General features: G+C 60.4%; 14 protein-coding genes. 11 read left to right on the forward strand and 3 right to left on the reverse strand.

Features of this window, described 5'->3' with window-relative positions; all coding sequences use genetic code 11:
* Window positions 1–17: 17 nt before the first annotated feature.
* Entirely contained in the window at window positions 18–977 is a 960-nt protein-coding gene (locus F568_RS0103380; protein WP_019017293.1) for a DUF1853 family protein, read from the reverse strand.
* A 148-nt stretch (window positions 978–1,125) separates the two neighbouring features.
* Here F568_RS0103380 and F568_RS0103385 point away from each other — a divergent pair, with 148 nt between their 5' ends.
* The 7 genes from F568_RS0103385 to F568_RS0103415 all read left to right on the forward strand — a co-directional run bounded on the left by F568_RS0103385 (window position 1,126) and on the right by F568_RS0103415 (window position 6,679).
* Window positions 1,126–2,007, forward strand: coding sequence for an NAD(+) kinase (locus F568_RS0103385; RefSeq protein WP_019017294.1), 882 nt, complete (start codon window positions 1,126–1,128; stop codon window positions 2,005–2,007).
* 1 nt (window position 2,008) lies between these two features.
* A complete protein-coding gene (locus F568_RS0103390) occupies window positions 2,009–3,013 on the forward strand; it encodes a metallophosphoesterase (RefSeq protein ID WP_019017295.1) in 1,005 nt (334 codons plus the stop codon).
* Window positions 3,014–3,255: 242 nt separating this feature from the next.
* Window positions 3,256–4,101 (forward strand): rhomboid family intramembrane serine protease, encoded by an 846-nt coding sequence (locus tag F568_RS0103395; protein WP_019017296.1) that lies wholly within the window; start codon window positions 3,256–3,258, stop codon window positions 4,099–4,101.
* 23 nt (window positions 4,102–4,124) lie between these two features.
* Window positions 4,125–4,388 (forward strand): YeaC family protein, encoded by a 264-nt coding sequence (locus F568_RS0103400; RefSeq protein WP_019017297.1) that lies wholly within the window; start codon window positions 4,125–4,127, stop codon window positions 4,386–4,388.
* A gap of 29 nt (window positions 4,389–4,417) precedes the next feature.
* Window positions 4,418–5,215 (forward strand): DUF2797 domain-containing protein, encoded by a 798-nt coding sequence (locus tag F568_RS0103405; protein ID WP_019017298.1) that lies wholly within the window; start codon window positions 4,418–4,420, stop codon window positions 5,213–5,215.
* A 50-nt stretch (window positions 5,216–5,265) separates the two neighbouring features.
* Window positions 5,266–6,150, forward strand: coding sequence for a glycine betaine ABC transporter substrate-binding protein (locus F568_RS0103410; RefSeq protein WP_019017299.1), 885 nt, complete (start codon window positions 5,266–5,268; stop codon window positions 6,148–6,150).
* 112 nt (window positions 6,151–6,262) lie between these two features.
* Window positions 6,263–6,679, forward strand: coding sequence for a GFA family protein (locus tag F568_RS0103415; protein ID WP_026300306.1), 417 nt, complete (start codon window positions 6,263–6,265; stop codon window positions 6,677–6,679).
* Between the two features lie 27 nt (window positions 6,680–6,706).
* Here F568_RS0103415 and F568_RS0103420 read toward each other — a convergent pair whose 3' ends face one another.
* The gene (locus F568_RS0103420) at window positions 6,707–8,191 is read right to left on the reverse strand and encodes a RimK family alpha-L-glutamate ligase (RefSeq protein ID WP_019017301.1); all 1,485 of its coding nucleotides are present in this window, start codon (window positions 8,189–8,191) and stop codon (window positions 6,707–6,709) included.
* A 188-nt stretch (window positions 8,192–8,379) separates the two neighbouring features.
* Between F568_RS0103420 and F568_RS22065 the strand changes: the two genes are divergently transcribed.
* Both F568_RS22065 and F568_RS0103430 read left to right on the forward strand, forming a co-directional pair.
* Entirely contained in the window at window positions 8,380–8,868 is a 489-nt protein-coding gene (locus F568_RS22065) for a GNAT family N-acetyltransferase (RefSeq protein ID WP_019017302.1), read from the forward strand.
* A gap of 86 nt (window positions 8,869–8,954) precedes the next feature.
* The gene (locus F568_RS0103430; RefSeq protein ID WP_019017303.1) at window positions 8,955–9,440 is read left to right on the forward strand and encodes a YajQ family cyclic di-GMP-binding protein; all 486 of its coding nucleotides are present in this window, start codon (window positions 8,955–8,957) and stop codon (window positions 9,438–9,440) included.
* Window positions 9,441–9,464: 24 nt separating this feature from the next.
* Here F568_RS0103430 and F568_RS22070 read toward each other — a convergent pair whose 3' ends face one another.
* Window positions 9,465–10,283: a DODA-type extradiol aromatic ring-opening family dioxygenase gene (locus F568_RS22070; protein ID WP_019017304.1), complete on the reverse strand. Its 819-nt coding sequence runs from the start codon at window positions 10,281–10,283 to the stop codon at window positions 9,465–9,467.
* A 295-nt stretch (window positions 10,284–10,578) separates the two neighbouring features.
* On the opposite strand from F568_RS22070, the gene F568_RS22075 reads away from it, so the two are divergent.
* Window positions 10,579–11,022 (forward strand): YbaN family protein, encoded by a 444-nt coding sequence (locus tag F568_RS22075; protein ID WP_019017305.1) that lies wholly within the window; start codon window positions 10,579–10,581, stop codon window positions 11,020–11,022.
* Between the two features lie 103 nt (window positions 11,023–11,125).
* The gene (pepN, locus tag F568_RS0103445) at window positions 11,126–13,819 is read left to right on the forward strand and encodes an aminopeptidase N (RefSeq protein ID WP_019017306.1); all 2,694 of its coding nucleotides are present in this window, start codon (window positions 11,126–11,128) and stop codon (window positions 13,817–13,819) included.
* Window positions 13,820–13,848: the final 29 nt, after the last annotated feature.

Consider the following 13,848-nt stretch of genomic DNA (forward strand, 5'->3'; position numbering starts at 1 on the left):
GTATCGACGACACATCGCTAGATGGGAAGCGGAACCGCTGTCGGCCAGGTGTCGTCGACCACGAATACACGCCGCCAAAGGCCGGCGGGCCCTCGCAGTATCAATTGGCGTGGGGTTCGTCGTTGCGAGAAATGCGCTGTCAGCGCCTGTGTCAGTGTTGTCGTATCGTCCAGCCCCTCTGCCCGTGGTGGGGCCAGCCAGTAGGGCTTGTTCAAGAAGGCGCCTCGCCAATGTTGGCGATTGTCCATATACCTGAGCCAGTCAGTGATAGGCAGCCAGTCTCCCGTCAGCGTGTCAGGGGTCGCTTCCCGCGGGGCCGGTAAATCAAATGTCGTGTCCGGTGCCCAAGGCTGAAAGAGTACGCCGGGCATGGCAAGACGTTGTTGAGGTAACAGGCCGGTATACGTCGCCAGCACGGCCTGGGCCTCCGGCGTGTGGCTCAGTGGCAACTGGCTGGTGATCGTTCGTTGGCGCTTTATCGCCAACGAGTCGGCACACCCCGGGCCGATCCAGCGCGCCTGGCTGTCAGGCGCTCCAGGGCCTTCCGGCAAGCCCAGATAATATTTGACGGCCAGTTCGAGATGAATCGGGTGCGGGTCGTTTCGGATGTGGTAGAGCACATCGATCTCGCCAAGGGTGCGCTTGCCGTCACGCACCGGCAGGTTATGCGCTAGTAAGCGTGTGCCGGGAGCGTAAGCCAGCAGGAAATGCCATAGTGCTTCATGATAAAGGCCCAGGCGTCCCGCTAGGCGCGGGCCGGTAACGGTCTCGAGGGCCTGCGGATCCTGCTCCAGGCTGTTCAGCCAACTGCATCGCTCGTCGGGGTCCTCCAGCCCGAGATTAGACAGCGAGGGGCGGCCGGGAAAGGGGGTATCCAGCAGATCCGGCGCTTGTAGCAGCCAGGCCAGATCGCGAACCTGAGGGTGGTTCAACCGGTTCAGGTCGCTATGGTCATCTGGGGTATCGTTATCAGGCATTCAGTTCCCTCGGCGGTCAGAAGTTTGGACAGGCCGTACCATTGCTTTCATGGTCAGGCAGGGCGATAGCGCAGACAATGGCGGGTCGGTTTGCCCGTGCCCGGCTCAGCCCGCATAATGGCCGGCCTAGATGGGGAGTGGAGCGCCCATGGCATCCTTCAAGAACATCGGACTGATTGGCCGTCTCGGTAGCGCCAAGGTCGTTGACACGCTCAAGCGCTTGATTCGTTTCCTCAATGCCAATGACTACCATGTCATACTCGAGGATCGAACCGCTACGGTGCTGCTCGACCACGGCCAGCAGGAAGCGAGCCGTCGCCTGCTCGGTGATATATGCGATCTGGTCATCGTGGTCGGCGGTGATGGCAGTATGCTGGGGGCCGGTCGCGCGCTGTGTCGTACAGGTACGCCAGTGTTGGGTATCAACCGCGGGCGTCTGGGTTTTCTCACCGATATCTCGCCCGATGAGGTCGAGGCGCGGGTCGGAGAAGTGCTTGCCGGCGAATACGATGTCGAGGAGCGTTTCCTGCTCGATGCCGAGGTCTTCCGTCACGGCAATCTGGTCGGTACCGCTGACGGTCTCAATGACGTAGTGATCCATCCCGGCAAGGCCGCGCGCATGATCGAGTTCGAACTGTTCGTCAACGGCCAGTTCGTCTATAGCCAGCGCTCGGATGGCCTGATCATCGCCACGCCCACCGGTTCGACTGCCTACGCTCTTTCCGGGGGCGGCCCGATCGTTCATCCCAAGCTCGAGGCCATCACCCTGGTGCCAATGTTCCCGCATACGTTGTCGAGCCGACCGATTGTCGTCGATGCTTCCAGCGAGATCATGGTGCACATCGGCGAGACCAATGAAGCCTATCCCCATGTCAGTTGCGACGGCCAGACTCAGGTCGTGTCCAAGCCGGGCGATATTCTTCACGTACGCCGTAAGCCCCAGCGGCTAAAGCTGATCCACCCGCGCGGGCACAATTACTTCGAAATCTGTCGCAGCAAGCTGGGCTGGAGTAGCCGGCTAGGGGAATGACATGAGCATGACCGGCGGTATCGAAGGGTATGATCTGATCGGCGACGTGCATGGCTGTGGCGCAACCTTGGCGGCATTGCTGGAAAAGATGGACTATCACCAGCGCGATGGCGTCTATCGGCATCCTCGCCGCAAGGTCATCTTCCTGGGAGATCTGATCGATCGTGGGCCGCGCATCCGGCTGGCAGTTACCATTGCCCGGCGCATGGTGGAGTCGGGTGAAGCCTTCATCGTCATGGGCAATCATGAAGCCAACGCGCTGACTTATACCCGGCGTTGCCGCGATGGATCGGGTTGCGAGTGGCTGCGTGAACATACCCCACGTCACAACCGAATCATTCAGGAAACCTTCGAGCAGTATCGTGATCATCCTGCCGAGTGGGAAGACACGCTGGCCTGGTTCATGGATATTCCTTTATTGCTCGAGAGGGATGGCCTGCGAGTGGTGCATGCCTGCTGGGATGCACCACTGATCGAACGGTTCCTTGCTCGCTATCCCGAGGCGCGCATCGACGAAGATTTTCTGCACGAATCCGTACGCCCCGAGAGTTTCGCCTACAAAGTGCTCGAGCGTCTGACTCGAGGCACGCACATCTCCCTGCCCGAAGGTGTCGAAATCCATTCCGGGGATGGATTTACGCGGCGAACCTTTCGCGCGCATTTTTGGGCGGCTTCGCCGCGTACCTATGGTGACGTGATCTTCCAACCAGACAATCTGCCTGGCGATTTGGAAGATCGCGTACTGTCCGATCGGGAACGGGCCCGGTTGTCCTACTATGGCCTCGACGAGCCTCCGCTGTTCGTGGGGCATTATTGGTGCGAGGGGATTCCAGCCCTGCCAGCGCCTAACATCGCCTGCCTGGACTATAGTGCCGTGAAGTTCGGCCGTTTGGTGGCCTACCGCTGGGACGGCGAGTGTGAACTCAATGCTGACAAGTTCGTCTGGATTCGCGTTCCCCGGGAGGAGCAGGCCAGGCCGCGCCCCTGGGAAATCGACTTGGATTGAGCGGCCGGGAAACGCTGGGAAGCGCCATTGGCATGTCATGCGGGGCTGCAGCCTGATGGTGATGGGTTTTACAATTTATTACGCAATTTTTTTCATCGGCACGAAACTTGTGTGGGTATTGGCTTTCAGAGTAGGTGTTCCCTTGAATGATCCCTTGCTCATTGTCCGGCGGTCCCCTCCGCCGGACTTTTCTTTGCGTGCGGTTTATGGGGCGCGGCTTTCCACCGGGATGAGGAGCCATCATGTATAAGGTGCTGGAAATGCCGCGTGACATCGATACGCGAGCATTGCGCAAGGCGTTATGGGCCGAGCGAATCGGCCACCGCTTCACAGAAGAGGGTAACGTCCAGGTTCTGTGGCTTGCCGACCCGAAGCAGCATCAGGAGCTGCTGCAATTGCTCACACGGTGGGAACGCGGCGAGCCTCTGCAGATCTCCGACGGGAAGCGACGAACCCGACGCAACTGGCGGCAGAGCCCATTGGCCGAAGCTCCCGTAGCGATCATGCTGATCGGCCTGTGTCTGGCGGTGTTCGCGATCATGGCAATTCTGGGCGATTTAGTAATTGCCGCCATGACTATCACGCCACTCGGTGTGGTGGGTAATACCCTGAGTGTCGGCACGCTAGGCGACACGCTGGCCTCCGGGCAGATCTGGCGACTGGTATCGCCGGCCTTCCTGCACTTCGGCTGGATGCACCTGATCTTCAACATGCTGTGGCTGTGGTATTTCGGACGCCAGATCGAGGCATTGCAAGGTTCATGGCGCCTGCTGGGCATCGTGATGCTCAGCGCGCTGGCATCCAACCTGGCTCAGTACGCCACGGGAACGGTTCTGTTCGGTGGCATGTCCGGCGTCGACTACGCGCTGCTCGGTTATGTCTGGCTGATGTCGCGTCGTGCACCGCGCAGCGGCTTCTTTGTGCCGCAGATGCTGGTGGTGTTCATGCTTGGCTGGATGGTATTCACCATGACCGACTTCGCCGAGCCGATTGGTTTCGGTAACGTGGCCAACGAGGCGCACCTGGGTGGCCTGCTGGTTGGTTTATTGACGGGCTGGATTGCTAGCAGCCGAGCAAGAAAATATTAAGACCGGACCTCCGGAGAGAAACGATGAGTGAGATGACTTTTGATCGCATGATCCAGCAGATGACGCCGGACATCTACCAGAGCCTGAAACAGGCGGTAGCGCTACGCAAGTGGCCTGATGGCCGACTCCTGACGTCCGAGCAGACAGAGTTGTGCCTGGAAGCCGTGATGCGCTATGAGATCGAGCACAACGTGCCCGAGGATCAGCGTGTCGGTTACCTGCAGCCGCAGAGCTGCAGCAGCCAGGAGGGAACGGACGAAGGGGACAGCATCAAGTGGGTGAACTGATCACGCCGCTACGCGGTTGCCTGACCAAGATGCACATCGAGCCCGGGCCGGCAGACGCGCCGGTGCGGTATACGCTACGTGCCGGTGAGCATCGGCTCGATCTCAATGCCCGGCTCGGCAAGACATTACATTTGACGCATACCGGGGCGATTGCCTGTACCCACTGCGGTCGCGCGACCCGCAAGAGCTTCGGTCAGGGCTACTGTTACCCCTGCTTCAAGCGACTGGCGCAATGCGACACCTGCATCGTCAAGCCCGAGACCTGCCACTTCGACCAAGGGACCTGTCGCGAGCCGGAGTGGGGCGAACGCCACTGCCTGCAGCCACATGTGGTCTATCTCGCCAATTCGTCAGGCCTTAAGGTCGGCATCACGCGGAAGACCCAGCTACCGACCCGTTGGCTGGATCAGGGGGCGGTCCAGGCCTTGCCGATTCTCGAAGTCGATACCCGCCAGCAGTCTGGCTTCGTCGAGATGCTGTTCAAGGAACAGGTCGCTGATCGCACCAACTGGCGCGCCATGCTCAAAGGCCAGGTCGATTCCATTGACTTGGGTGCCGAACGAGACCGCCTGCTGGCGTCGCTGGATAGTGGCTTGCGTGGCTTGCGTGAACGCTTCGGCGTGGACAGTTTGCGCGTGCTGGATGCCGAGCCGGTGACGCTGGATTACCCGGTCCTCCAAGCGCCGACCAAGGTCGTCTCGCACAACCTCGACAAGACGCCGACGGTTGGGGGAACCCTGATGGGGCTCAAGGGACAGTATCTTATGTTCGATACCGGGGTGATCAATCTTCGTAAGTACACCGGCTACGAAGTCGCCGTGGAATGATGTCACGCGAGACGTGGTATGTTGAAACAGCAACCCCGTGAGGAGACATCATGCCAAGGACAACGCAAGCCTTCCTCGCCGCCGGTCTGATCGCGGCGAGTCTCAGTACGCAGGCGCAGGACAACAGGTCGCTGACCATCGGCACCCTGAACTGGGCCGAGAACATTGCCGTCGCCAACATGTGGAAGCTGTTGCTCGAGGAGACGCCGTACAACTACGACGTCGTTCTTTCCAATGTCGGTAAGAGTGTCGCTTTCAGCGGTGTGGCCAGCGGCGACATGGATATCTCGCTGGAAACCTGGCTGCCGGCCACGGATGCCAGCTATATCGAGCCCCATAAGGATCGGCTCGACATCCATGATGTCTGGTACCAAGGCGCTGGCATGGGGCTGGTCGTGCCGGGCTATGTAAATGCCGACAGCATTGCCGATCTGGCCGGCCAGGGTGAGACCTTCGAATACCAGGGACAACCCACCATCGTGGGGATCGACCCCGGCTCGTCGATCTCCTCGCTTACCGAAGACGCCATCGAGGCCTATGAGCTGCCGATGCGGCAGCTCAGCAGTTCCGAGGTTGCCATGATGGCGGCACTGGACGACGCCTACCAGCGCCAGGAGCCCATGGTCGTAACGCTATGGAGCCCACATTGGGCGTTTGCCGAGTACGATCTCAAGTATCTCGACGACCCCAAGAACGTTTATGGCGACGAAGAGGCCATCCATTGGTTCTCGCGCAAGGGCTTTGCCGAAGACGACCCTTGGCTGACAACCGTACTCGATGCCTGGCAGATGGACGACGACTCGCTGGGTAGCCTGATGGCGAAGATCGAGGAAGCCGGTGATCCGGAGGAAGGCGCACGCCAATGGATCGATGAAAATCGCCCGCTGGTCGACGAGTGGCTTGCGGCCGGGGAGGATGCGGATCAGCCGCTGTAAGCTGACAAGGCTGAACACGGCGGCGTGTCTCGTATAACACGTCGCCGGTTCATTGGCGCATTTCGAGACCGGATGCTATTAACTCTTAACCTTCATTGACAAGGAGAAAGCCATGCCAGTCGCGAGGGGGAGAGGGCAGTGTCTTTGCGGTGCTGTAACGCTGGTGGCGCACGGGTTAGGTCAGCATGTCGATGCCTGCCACTGCCGCATGTGCCGAACCTGGGCTGGGGGTCCCTTGTTTGCCGTCGAGTGCGATGGTGACGTGACATTCCAGGGCGAGGAGCATGTTTCCGTCTATGACTCGTCGGAGTGGGCCCAGAGAGGCTTCTGCAGCCGTTGCGGAACCCACCTGTTCTATCGACTCAAGGACAAACCCTGGTATGCGATTCCGGCGGGCCTATTGGAAGATCAGGCACTGACCCTGCGTCAGCAGATATTCATCGACGAAAAACCCGCCTATTACGAACTCGCCAATGATACTCCACGGCTCACGGGCGAAGAATTCCTGGCCAAGTACGCTTCGTCCTGAATTGACGCGCCACTCGGCGCGTCGCTTTCAACCCGCGTGGCGCCGGCGTTCTTCCATTCGCGCCAGAAATACTTCCATCACTTTCGAATAGAGACGGGACCCCAGCACCACGTCCTCCACGCCGGCGTCCAGATTGGGGTTGTCGTTGACCTCGATGACCACCACCCGGTCCCCGATCTGCTTGAGATCCACGCCATACAGGCCGTCACCGATCAGGCGGGTGGCCTTGAGCGCCGCCTTGACCACAGGCTTGGGCGCGTCTTTGGGGTCATGGGTCGTGAAGCCACCACTACGCGTTTTGCCACGCGAATGGTCATAGATCTGCCAGTGTCCGCGTGCCATGTAGTAGCGGCTGGCGAACAGCACCTCACCGTCGAGCACGCCGATGCGCCAGTCGAACTCGGTGGGGAGCCATTCCTGAAGCAATAACAGCGCCGAGGACTGAAACAGGCGCTCGGCTTCCTGGGCCAGTTGCTCCACGGATTGTATTTTGACCACCCCGCGCGAGAAGGCGCCGTCAGGCACCTTGAGTACCATAGGAAACTGCAGGCCGTCGGCTTTCTGGGGCAGGCGCTTGAGGTCGTCGCGATAGAGCAGCATGCCGCCCGGCGCCGGCACGCCCTTGGCATTGAGCAGTTCGTGAAGATAGACCTTGTTGGTACAGCGCAGAATGGAGCGCGGATCGTCGATGACTACCAGCCCTTCGTGCTCGGCGCGCTTGGCCATGCGGTAGGTATGGTGATCCAGGCTAGTGGTCTCGCGGATGAACAAGGCATCGAACTCGGCCAGGCGTCCTTCGTCGCGCTTGGTGATCAGCGACACATCGATACCCAGGCGCCGGCCTGCACGAATGAACTGCTTGATGGCACTCTTGTTGCTCGGCGGCAAGGCTTCCTTGGGATCGACCAGCATCGCCAGGTCATAGCGATAGCGTCGGCGTGCCTTGGGCGTACGCCAGACCTTGCGCGAATGACGGTTCAATGCCGCTGCGAAAAGATCCTGCTCCTCGACGCTCAGCGAGGTCAGCGCCAACGGCTTGAGCCGCGCCAGCCGCCACAGACCCTGGCGGCGCTGGAAGCGCGCCTCGAGTAGAGGGCAGGGCAGGCGCTCGAAGAGGCGCCGGGCCAGCTTGCCCAGGCCTGCCTCGAGACACTCCCCGAACATCACGCGCAGTGTGAACGCATCACCCTCCAAGGCGCCACGGCGTGCCAGCTCATCCATCAGCGGAGCTAGTGACTCAAGCTGTAGATCGACCAGCGCCTTGCGTGATAGCTGGTTGAGGGTCTCCACGCTGGGCAGTACGCGCTGTCCGCGTGCCTGGGCCAGCAGCGACACGTAATAGCCGGTTTCGAGATAATCGAGACCGCCACACAGATTGATGACGTTCGTCGTGGCATCCTGCTCGCCATTGGTGCCCTGGGCCAGATAGTCGGCCGCAGTGATCAGGTCGTCGGTAGGGTAATAGGGGCGCCAGTCGGAAACACGGTCGACAACGATGCGCAATGGCGACATGAGCAAGCTTCCTGCCATGAGAAGAAAAATATGCCAAAGGGCCGCTATGGGCTTCAGGCAGGCCTAGAATGCCCTTGACCGAAACCCGCTTCAACAACTAGATAGCGTGAAATAAATTCATGCCCAATGCCAATGACACATGCCATCGGCCGACTCAGAATGCCGTCGTTCATTCAGGAAAACGAGTCATGACTGCGACGTCCTATCCCGTCCTCCGACCTGCGACACCGAACGACCTTGTCGCGCTGTGCCAACTTGAACTCGACTGTTTCGAGGGGGATCGATTCAGCCGCCGCCAACTGACGCACCTGCTTACCCGCGCCAATGCCGTAACCTGGTTGGCAGTAGCCGAGGGCGGGGCACTACGGGGTTACGGTACGCTTCTGTTTCGTCGCAACAGCCGCATAGCCCGGCTCTACTCGTTCTGCGTTCATCCCGACGCGCGTGGTGGAGGCCTGGGACGCCGGTTGCTGGAAACGCTCGAACAGGAGGCGCTCGAGCGTGACATGCTCAAGCTGAGCCTGGAAGTGCGTGCCGACAACCGGGTCGCCATGGGGTTGTATCGGCGCATGGGCTTTCTGCCTCGTCGTTGGCTGGACGATTACTACATCGATGGCTGCGCTGCCTGGCAAATGGACAAGCCGCTGGTCGTGGAGCCGCTCTGCATGGCGGAATGAAAGACCCCGGCAACCAAATTGCGGGTGCACCACCGCCCGGGCTGGGCTAGCATGCCCGGTCTCGACAGTCATTGCGGAGCTTTCCCATGCCCTCCTTCGATATCGTTTCCGAACTCGATAAGCATGAAGTCACCAATGCCGTGGACCAGGCCAATCGCGAGCTGGACACCCGCTTCGATTTCCGGGGCGTGACCGCCAGCTTTCGCCAGGAAGGCGACAGCGTCCAGATGGAGGCTGATGCCGATTTCCAACTGCGCCAGATGCTCGACATCCTCAAGGGGCGCATGATCGCCCGGGGGATCGATGTCGGCTGTCTGGAAGAAAAGGATGTCGACACGGGTGGTGTGCGTGCCCGTCAGGAAATCGTGCTGCGTCAGGGTATAGAGCAACCGCTGGCCAAGCAGATCGTCAAGACGCTCAAGGATGCCAAGATCAAGGTCCAGGCGCAGATCCAGGGTGACAAAGTGCGCGTGACCGGCAAGAAACGCGACGACCTGCAACAGGCCATCGCTCTACTGAAGAGCGACGAGTCCATCGATATGCCGCTACAATTCAATAATTTCCGCGATTAGGTCGGTCGTGTGCCTTGGCCGGGGTCAGGCTGCTGCTCCGGCGTCGTGCTCGCGTTTTACCCACCTTGCCGTGTCGAGGTCGGCCAGGCATAGCATGCTCAGATTGCCGAACATGAAGCTTTCATGGAGTGCTTTCATCGGCTGGCCTTCGAGGGCGCCGACCGTCATAAGCAGTGGCAGGAAGTGTTCCGGAGTGGGGTGGGCGTAGGTGGCATGAGGTGCCTGCAAGCGCCAGTTTGCCAAGGCGTTCAGGTCTCCTCGCTCGGCCACGTCGCGAGCCCAGGCGTGAAATTCCCGTGCCCAGGGATCCGGCTCGGCCTCGGCGGGCTTGCGATCGCCCAGGTTGTGCGTCGCGGCCCCCGAGCCGATCAGCCATAATTCATGGCGTTCGGCGAACTGGCCGAGCTGGGCTGCCAGGGCTAGGCGATCATTGTCGGCCAGTGCCATCGGGACACTAACCGGTAACAGGGGGATATCAGCCTGCGGCCAGATCAGTGAGAGCGGGGACCACACGCCATGATCCAGAGGACGGCGTGGCTCGACCTCGACGTCCAAGCCGCTGGCGCCGAGTTCCGCTGCAAGCTGGCGAGCCATGTCGGGTAGCCCTTCAGCCGGGTAGCGCTGTTGGTACATGACCTCCGGAAAACCGTAGAAGTCATGCAGCGTGGTGGGGCGCGCGGCCCCGCCAAGGGCCAGTGTCGATGTTTCATAATGGGCCGAGATGACCAGAGCCCCACGAGGGTGTGGCAGTTGTCGTCCCAGGTCGACAAAGAAATCCCGGGCGGGATGCTCTGTGATGACCAGGCTCGGCGACCCGTGGGATAGGAAAAGTACGTTGCGCATGTTGGTCTCCAATCGTGAAGATAGCCTAGCGGTTACACAGCGAAACGCCAGCCGCTTTCAGGCAAGAGACCGTTTACCGTTCGCGAACAGTCGTCGATGGGCAGGGTCGCGTAAGACATGAGTGACGTGGCTATTAAGCTTGCCTAGTCTAGTCATAGGGTTAAATGATTTCCGTTGACCGGCACCGTACAGTCTAATGGCAGTGGCCGTCGGGCCCATGCCCAGCCAGGCGCGTCCCAAAGTGGGTTCGACGGCCCTCGTTTCAAAACTCGCAAGCGCGACAGGAGATAAACGAATGTCAAAGACAAGACAGCTCGTCTTCGCCTGTCTCGCCGCACTCAGCTTCTTTCTGGGTATCGTGGGAATGTTTCTGCCGTTATTGCCCACGACCTGTTTCATGCTGCTGGCCGTCTGGTTGGCTTCTCGAGGTTCGCCCCGATTCGCCCAGTGGATTCGTTGTCATCCGCGCTTCGGACCGCCGATCGAGGCTTGGGAGCATGAGCATGCCATTCCCCGGCATGCCAAGGTTCTGGCCGTGGTGATGCTGTTGGTGTCCTGCGCTGTCTTGGCAATCACTCTGGACTCCTTGGCACTGCGCGGGGCGTTGATTGCCGGGCTGCTGTTGCTGGCCGTATGGATCGCAACGAGGCCCGAGCCGGACCAGGGAGCGTCGCGAGACGACACCCCATCCCGGCAGATGCGGGAAGAGCGGTTGTCCGCGCAACGCATGGGGCGCTAGCTGGCGTGGGCAACGGCTCGTCCGTTGCATTCTCGTGCGGCTTTGAGACTCCTGCCCTGGGCACCGTACAATGTCGGTCATCTTGTACAGGAGTTCCCGATCCATGTCCGATACGCGCGTTTCCGAACAAGCCGAAATCAAGCCGGTCGACGCTCAGCCGCAGCCGGTCTATCTCAAGGACTATCGTCCGCCAGCCTATCGGGTCACGCATACCGAGCTGAAGTTCGACCTGTCGGCTACCGACACCCAAGTGCATGCCGCCCTGCATCTGGAGCGTCATCCCGATAGCGAGCCCGGTCTGCCTCTGACGCTGCATGGCGAAAAACTCTCTCTCAAGCACATTGCCATCGATGGGCAGGAATTGCAGGAAGGCGAATACCAGGTTGACGATGCGACGTTGACCATCCCTGAGGCACCCGATCGTTTGCGCCTGGAAACCGTGGTCGTGATCGATCCTCAGGCCAACACGGCACTCGAAGGGCTCTACCTGTCCAACGGCATGTTCTGTACTCAGTGCGAGGCCGAAGGGTTCCGCCGAATTACCTATTATCTGGATCGCCCCGACGTCATGGCGACCTTCTCCACTACGGTGATCGGCGATCGCGAACAGTTGCCGGTACTCTTGTCCAACGGTAATCCGGTGGAGCGTGGCGAGTTGCCGAACGGCAAGCACTTCGTGACCTGGGAAGACCCACATCCCAAGCCGAGCTATCTGTTCGCCCTGGTGGCCGGTCAGCTCGAAAAGGTCGAGGATCACTTCACCACCATGAGCGGCCGCGACGTGACCCTGCAGCTCTGGGTTGAGTCGGAAAACCTCGACAAGACCGAGCACGCCATGCGCTCGCTCAAGGCCTCGATGAAGTGGGACGAGGAAACCTACGGTCGCGAGTACGACCTCGACCTGTTCATGATCGTCGCCGTCAATGACTTCAATATGGGCGCGATGGAGAACAAGGGGCTCAATATCTTCAACTCGGCGGCGGTACTGACCCACCCGCAGACTGCCACCGATGGCGCCTTCCAGCGTGTCGAGGGTGTGGTTGCCCACGAGTACTTCCACAATTGGTCGGGCAACCGAGTGACATGCCGCGACTGGTTCCAGCTCTCGCTCAAGGAAGGCTTCACGGTCTTTCGCGACCAGAGCTTCTCTGCCGACGTGAACTCGGCACCGGTCAAGCGTATCCAGGACGTTTCTTTCCTGCGTACTGCGCAGTTCGCTGAAGATGCCGGCCCCACCGCGCATCCGGTGCGTCCGGATCATTACATCGAGATCTCCAATTTCTACACCCTGACCATCTATGAGAAGGGCTCGGAGATCGTACGCATGCTGCGCAACCTGCTTGGCTGGGACACCTTCCGCAAGGGCTCGGATCTATATTTCGAGCGCTTTGACGGTCAGGCAGTGACCATCGAGGACTTTGTCGGCTGCATGGCCGAAGTCTCTGGGCTCGATCTCGACCAGTTCATGCGCTGGTACTCGCAGGCCGGCACGCCGGAAATCGACGCTCACGGAGAGTACGACTACGCCAATGGCGAATACCGCCTGACGCTGCGTCAGCGTACTCCAGCCACGCCTGGCCAACCCGACAAGCAGCCGCTGCACATTCCCGTGCGTGTGGGTCTCGTGGGTACCAAGTCAGGCGAAGACCTGACACTGACGCTTGAAGGCCCCGAGGGTAAGGAAAACCTGGGTAAGGACGGAGTGCTTCACCTGCGTGAGGACGAGCAGACCTTCGTGTTCACCAACGTCGCCGAGGCACCGGTGCCCTCACTACTGCGTGGATTTTCGGCGCCGGTCAAGCTGCGCTTCCCCTACGGTCGTGAGGACCTGGCGTTCTTGTTGCAGAACGACTCCGACGGTTTCAACCGCTGGGATGCCGGTCAGCGCCTGGCCATGCTGGCGCTGGACGACTTGATTGCCGCCCACCGCAACGGCGTCGAGAAAGTCATGGACCCGCGCGTGACCGAGGCTTTCCGCAGCCTGCTGAACGAGCCCAGCGACGACAAGGCGGTGCTGGCCGAGATGCTGACGCTGCCGTCCGAGGCGTACATCGCTGAACAGCAGCCGATGGTCGATGTTGACGCCATCCATGCGGCGCGCAACTTCGTCAAGCAGTGGTTGGCCGTCTCCCTGCGTGATGAATTCCTGTCGCTCTACCGGGCCAACCAGTCCGACGCTCCCTACGCCCCGGATGCGGAGCAGATCGCCCAGCGTAGCCTCAAGAACGTAGCGCTGTCCTACCTGATGAGCATCGAGGACGAGGAGGGTGTGGAACTGGCCCGTCAACAGTTCGAGGCCCAGCACAACATGACCGATGTGCGTGCGGCCTTGACCCTGCTGGTGCATAGCTCACGTGGCGATATCGCCGACCCAGCACTGCGTGCCTTCGGTGAGAAGTGGGCCCACGACCCGCTGGTCATGGATCAGTGGTTCAGCGTGCAGGTCACTCGACCCCAGTCGGATGCTCTGGATCGGGTCAAATACCTGATGGACCACCCGGCGTTCTCGCTCAAGAATCCCAACCGGGTGCGTGCGCTGATCGGGGCTTTCGTCGGTCAGAACCGGGTCAACTTTCATCGTCTCGACGGCGAGGGCTACAAGCTACTGTCCGATGTAGTCATCGAGCTCAACCGGCTCAACCCCGAAATCGCTGCTCGCATTATCACCCCTCTGACGCGCTGGCAGCGTTTCGACGAGCAACGCCAGGCACTGATGAAGGCGGAACTCGAGCGTATTCGTGCCGAAGACCTATCACCCAACGTCTATGAGGTCGTCGAGAAGGCGCTTGCCAACTGATCCAGGAGGATCGAGACGTCAGCAACAAC

The organism is Modicisalibacter luteus DSM 23508 (assembly GCF_000378505.1).
GTDB classification, from domain to species: Bacteria; Pseudomonadota; Gammaproteobacteria; order Pseudomonadales; family Halomonadaceae; genus Modicisalibacter; species Modicisalibacter luteus.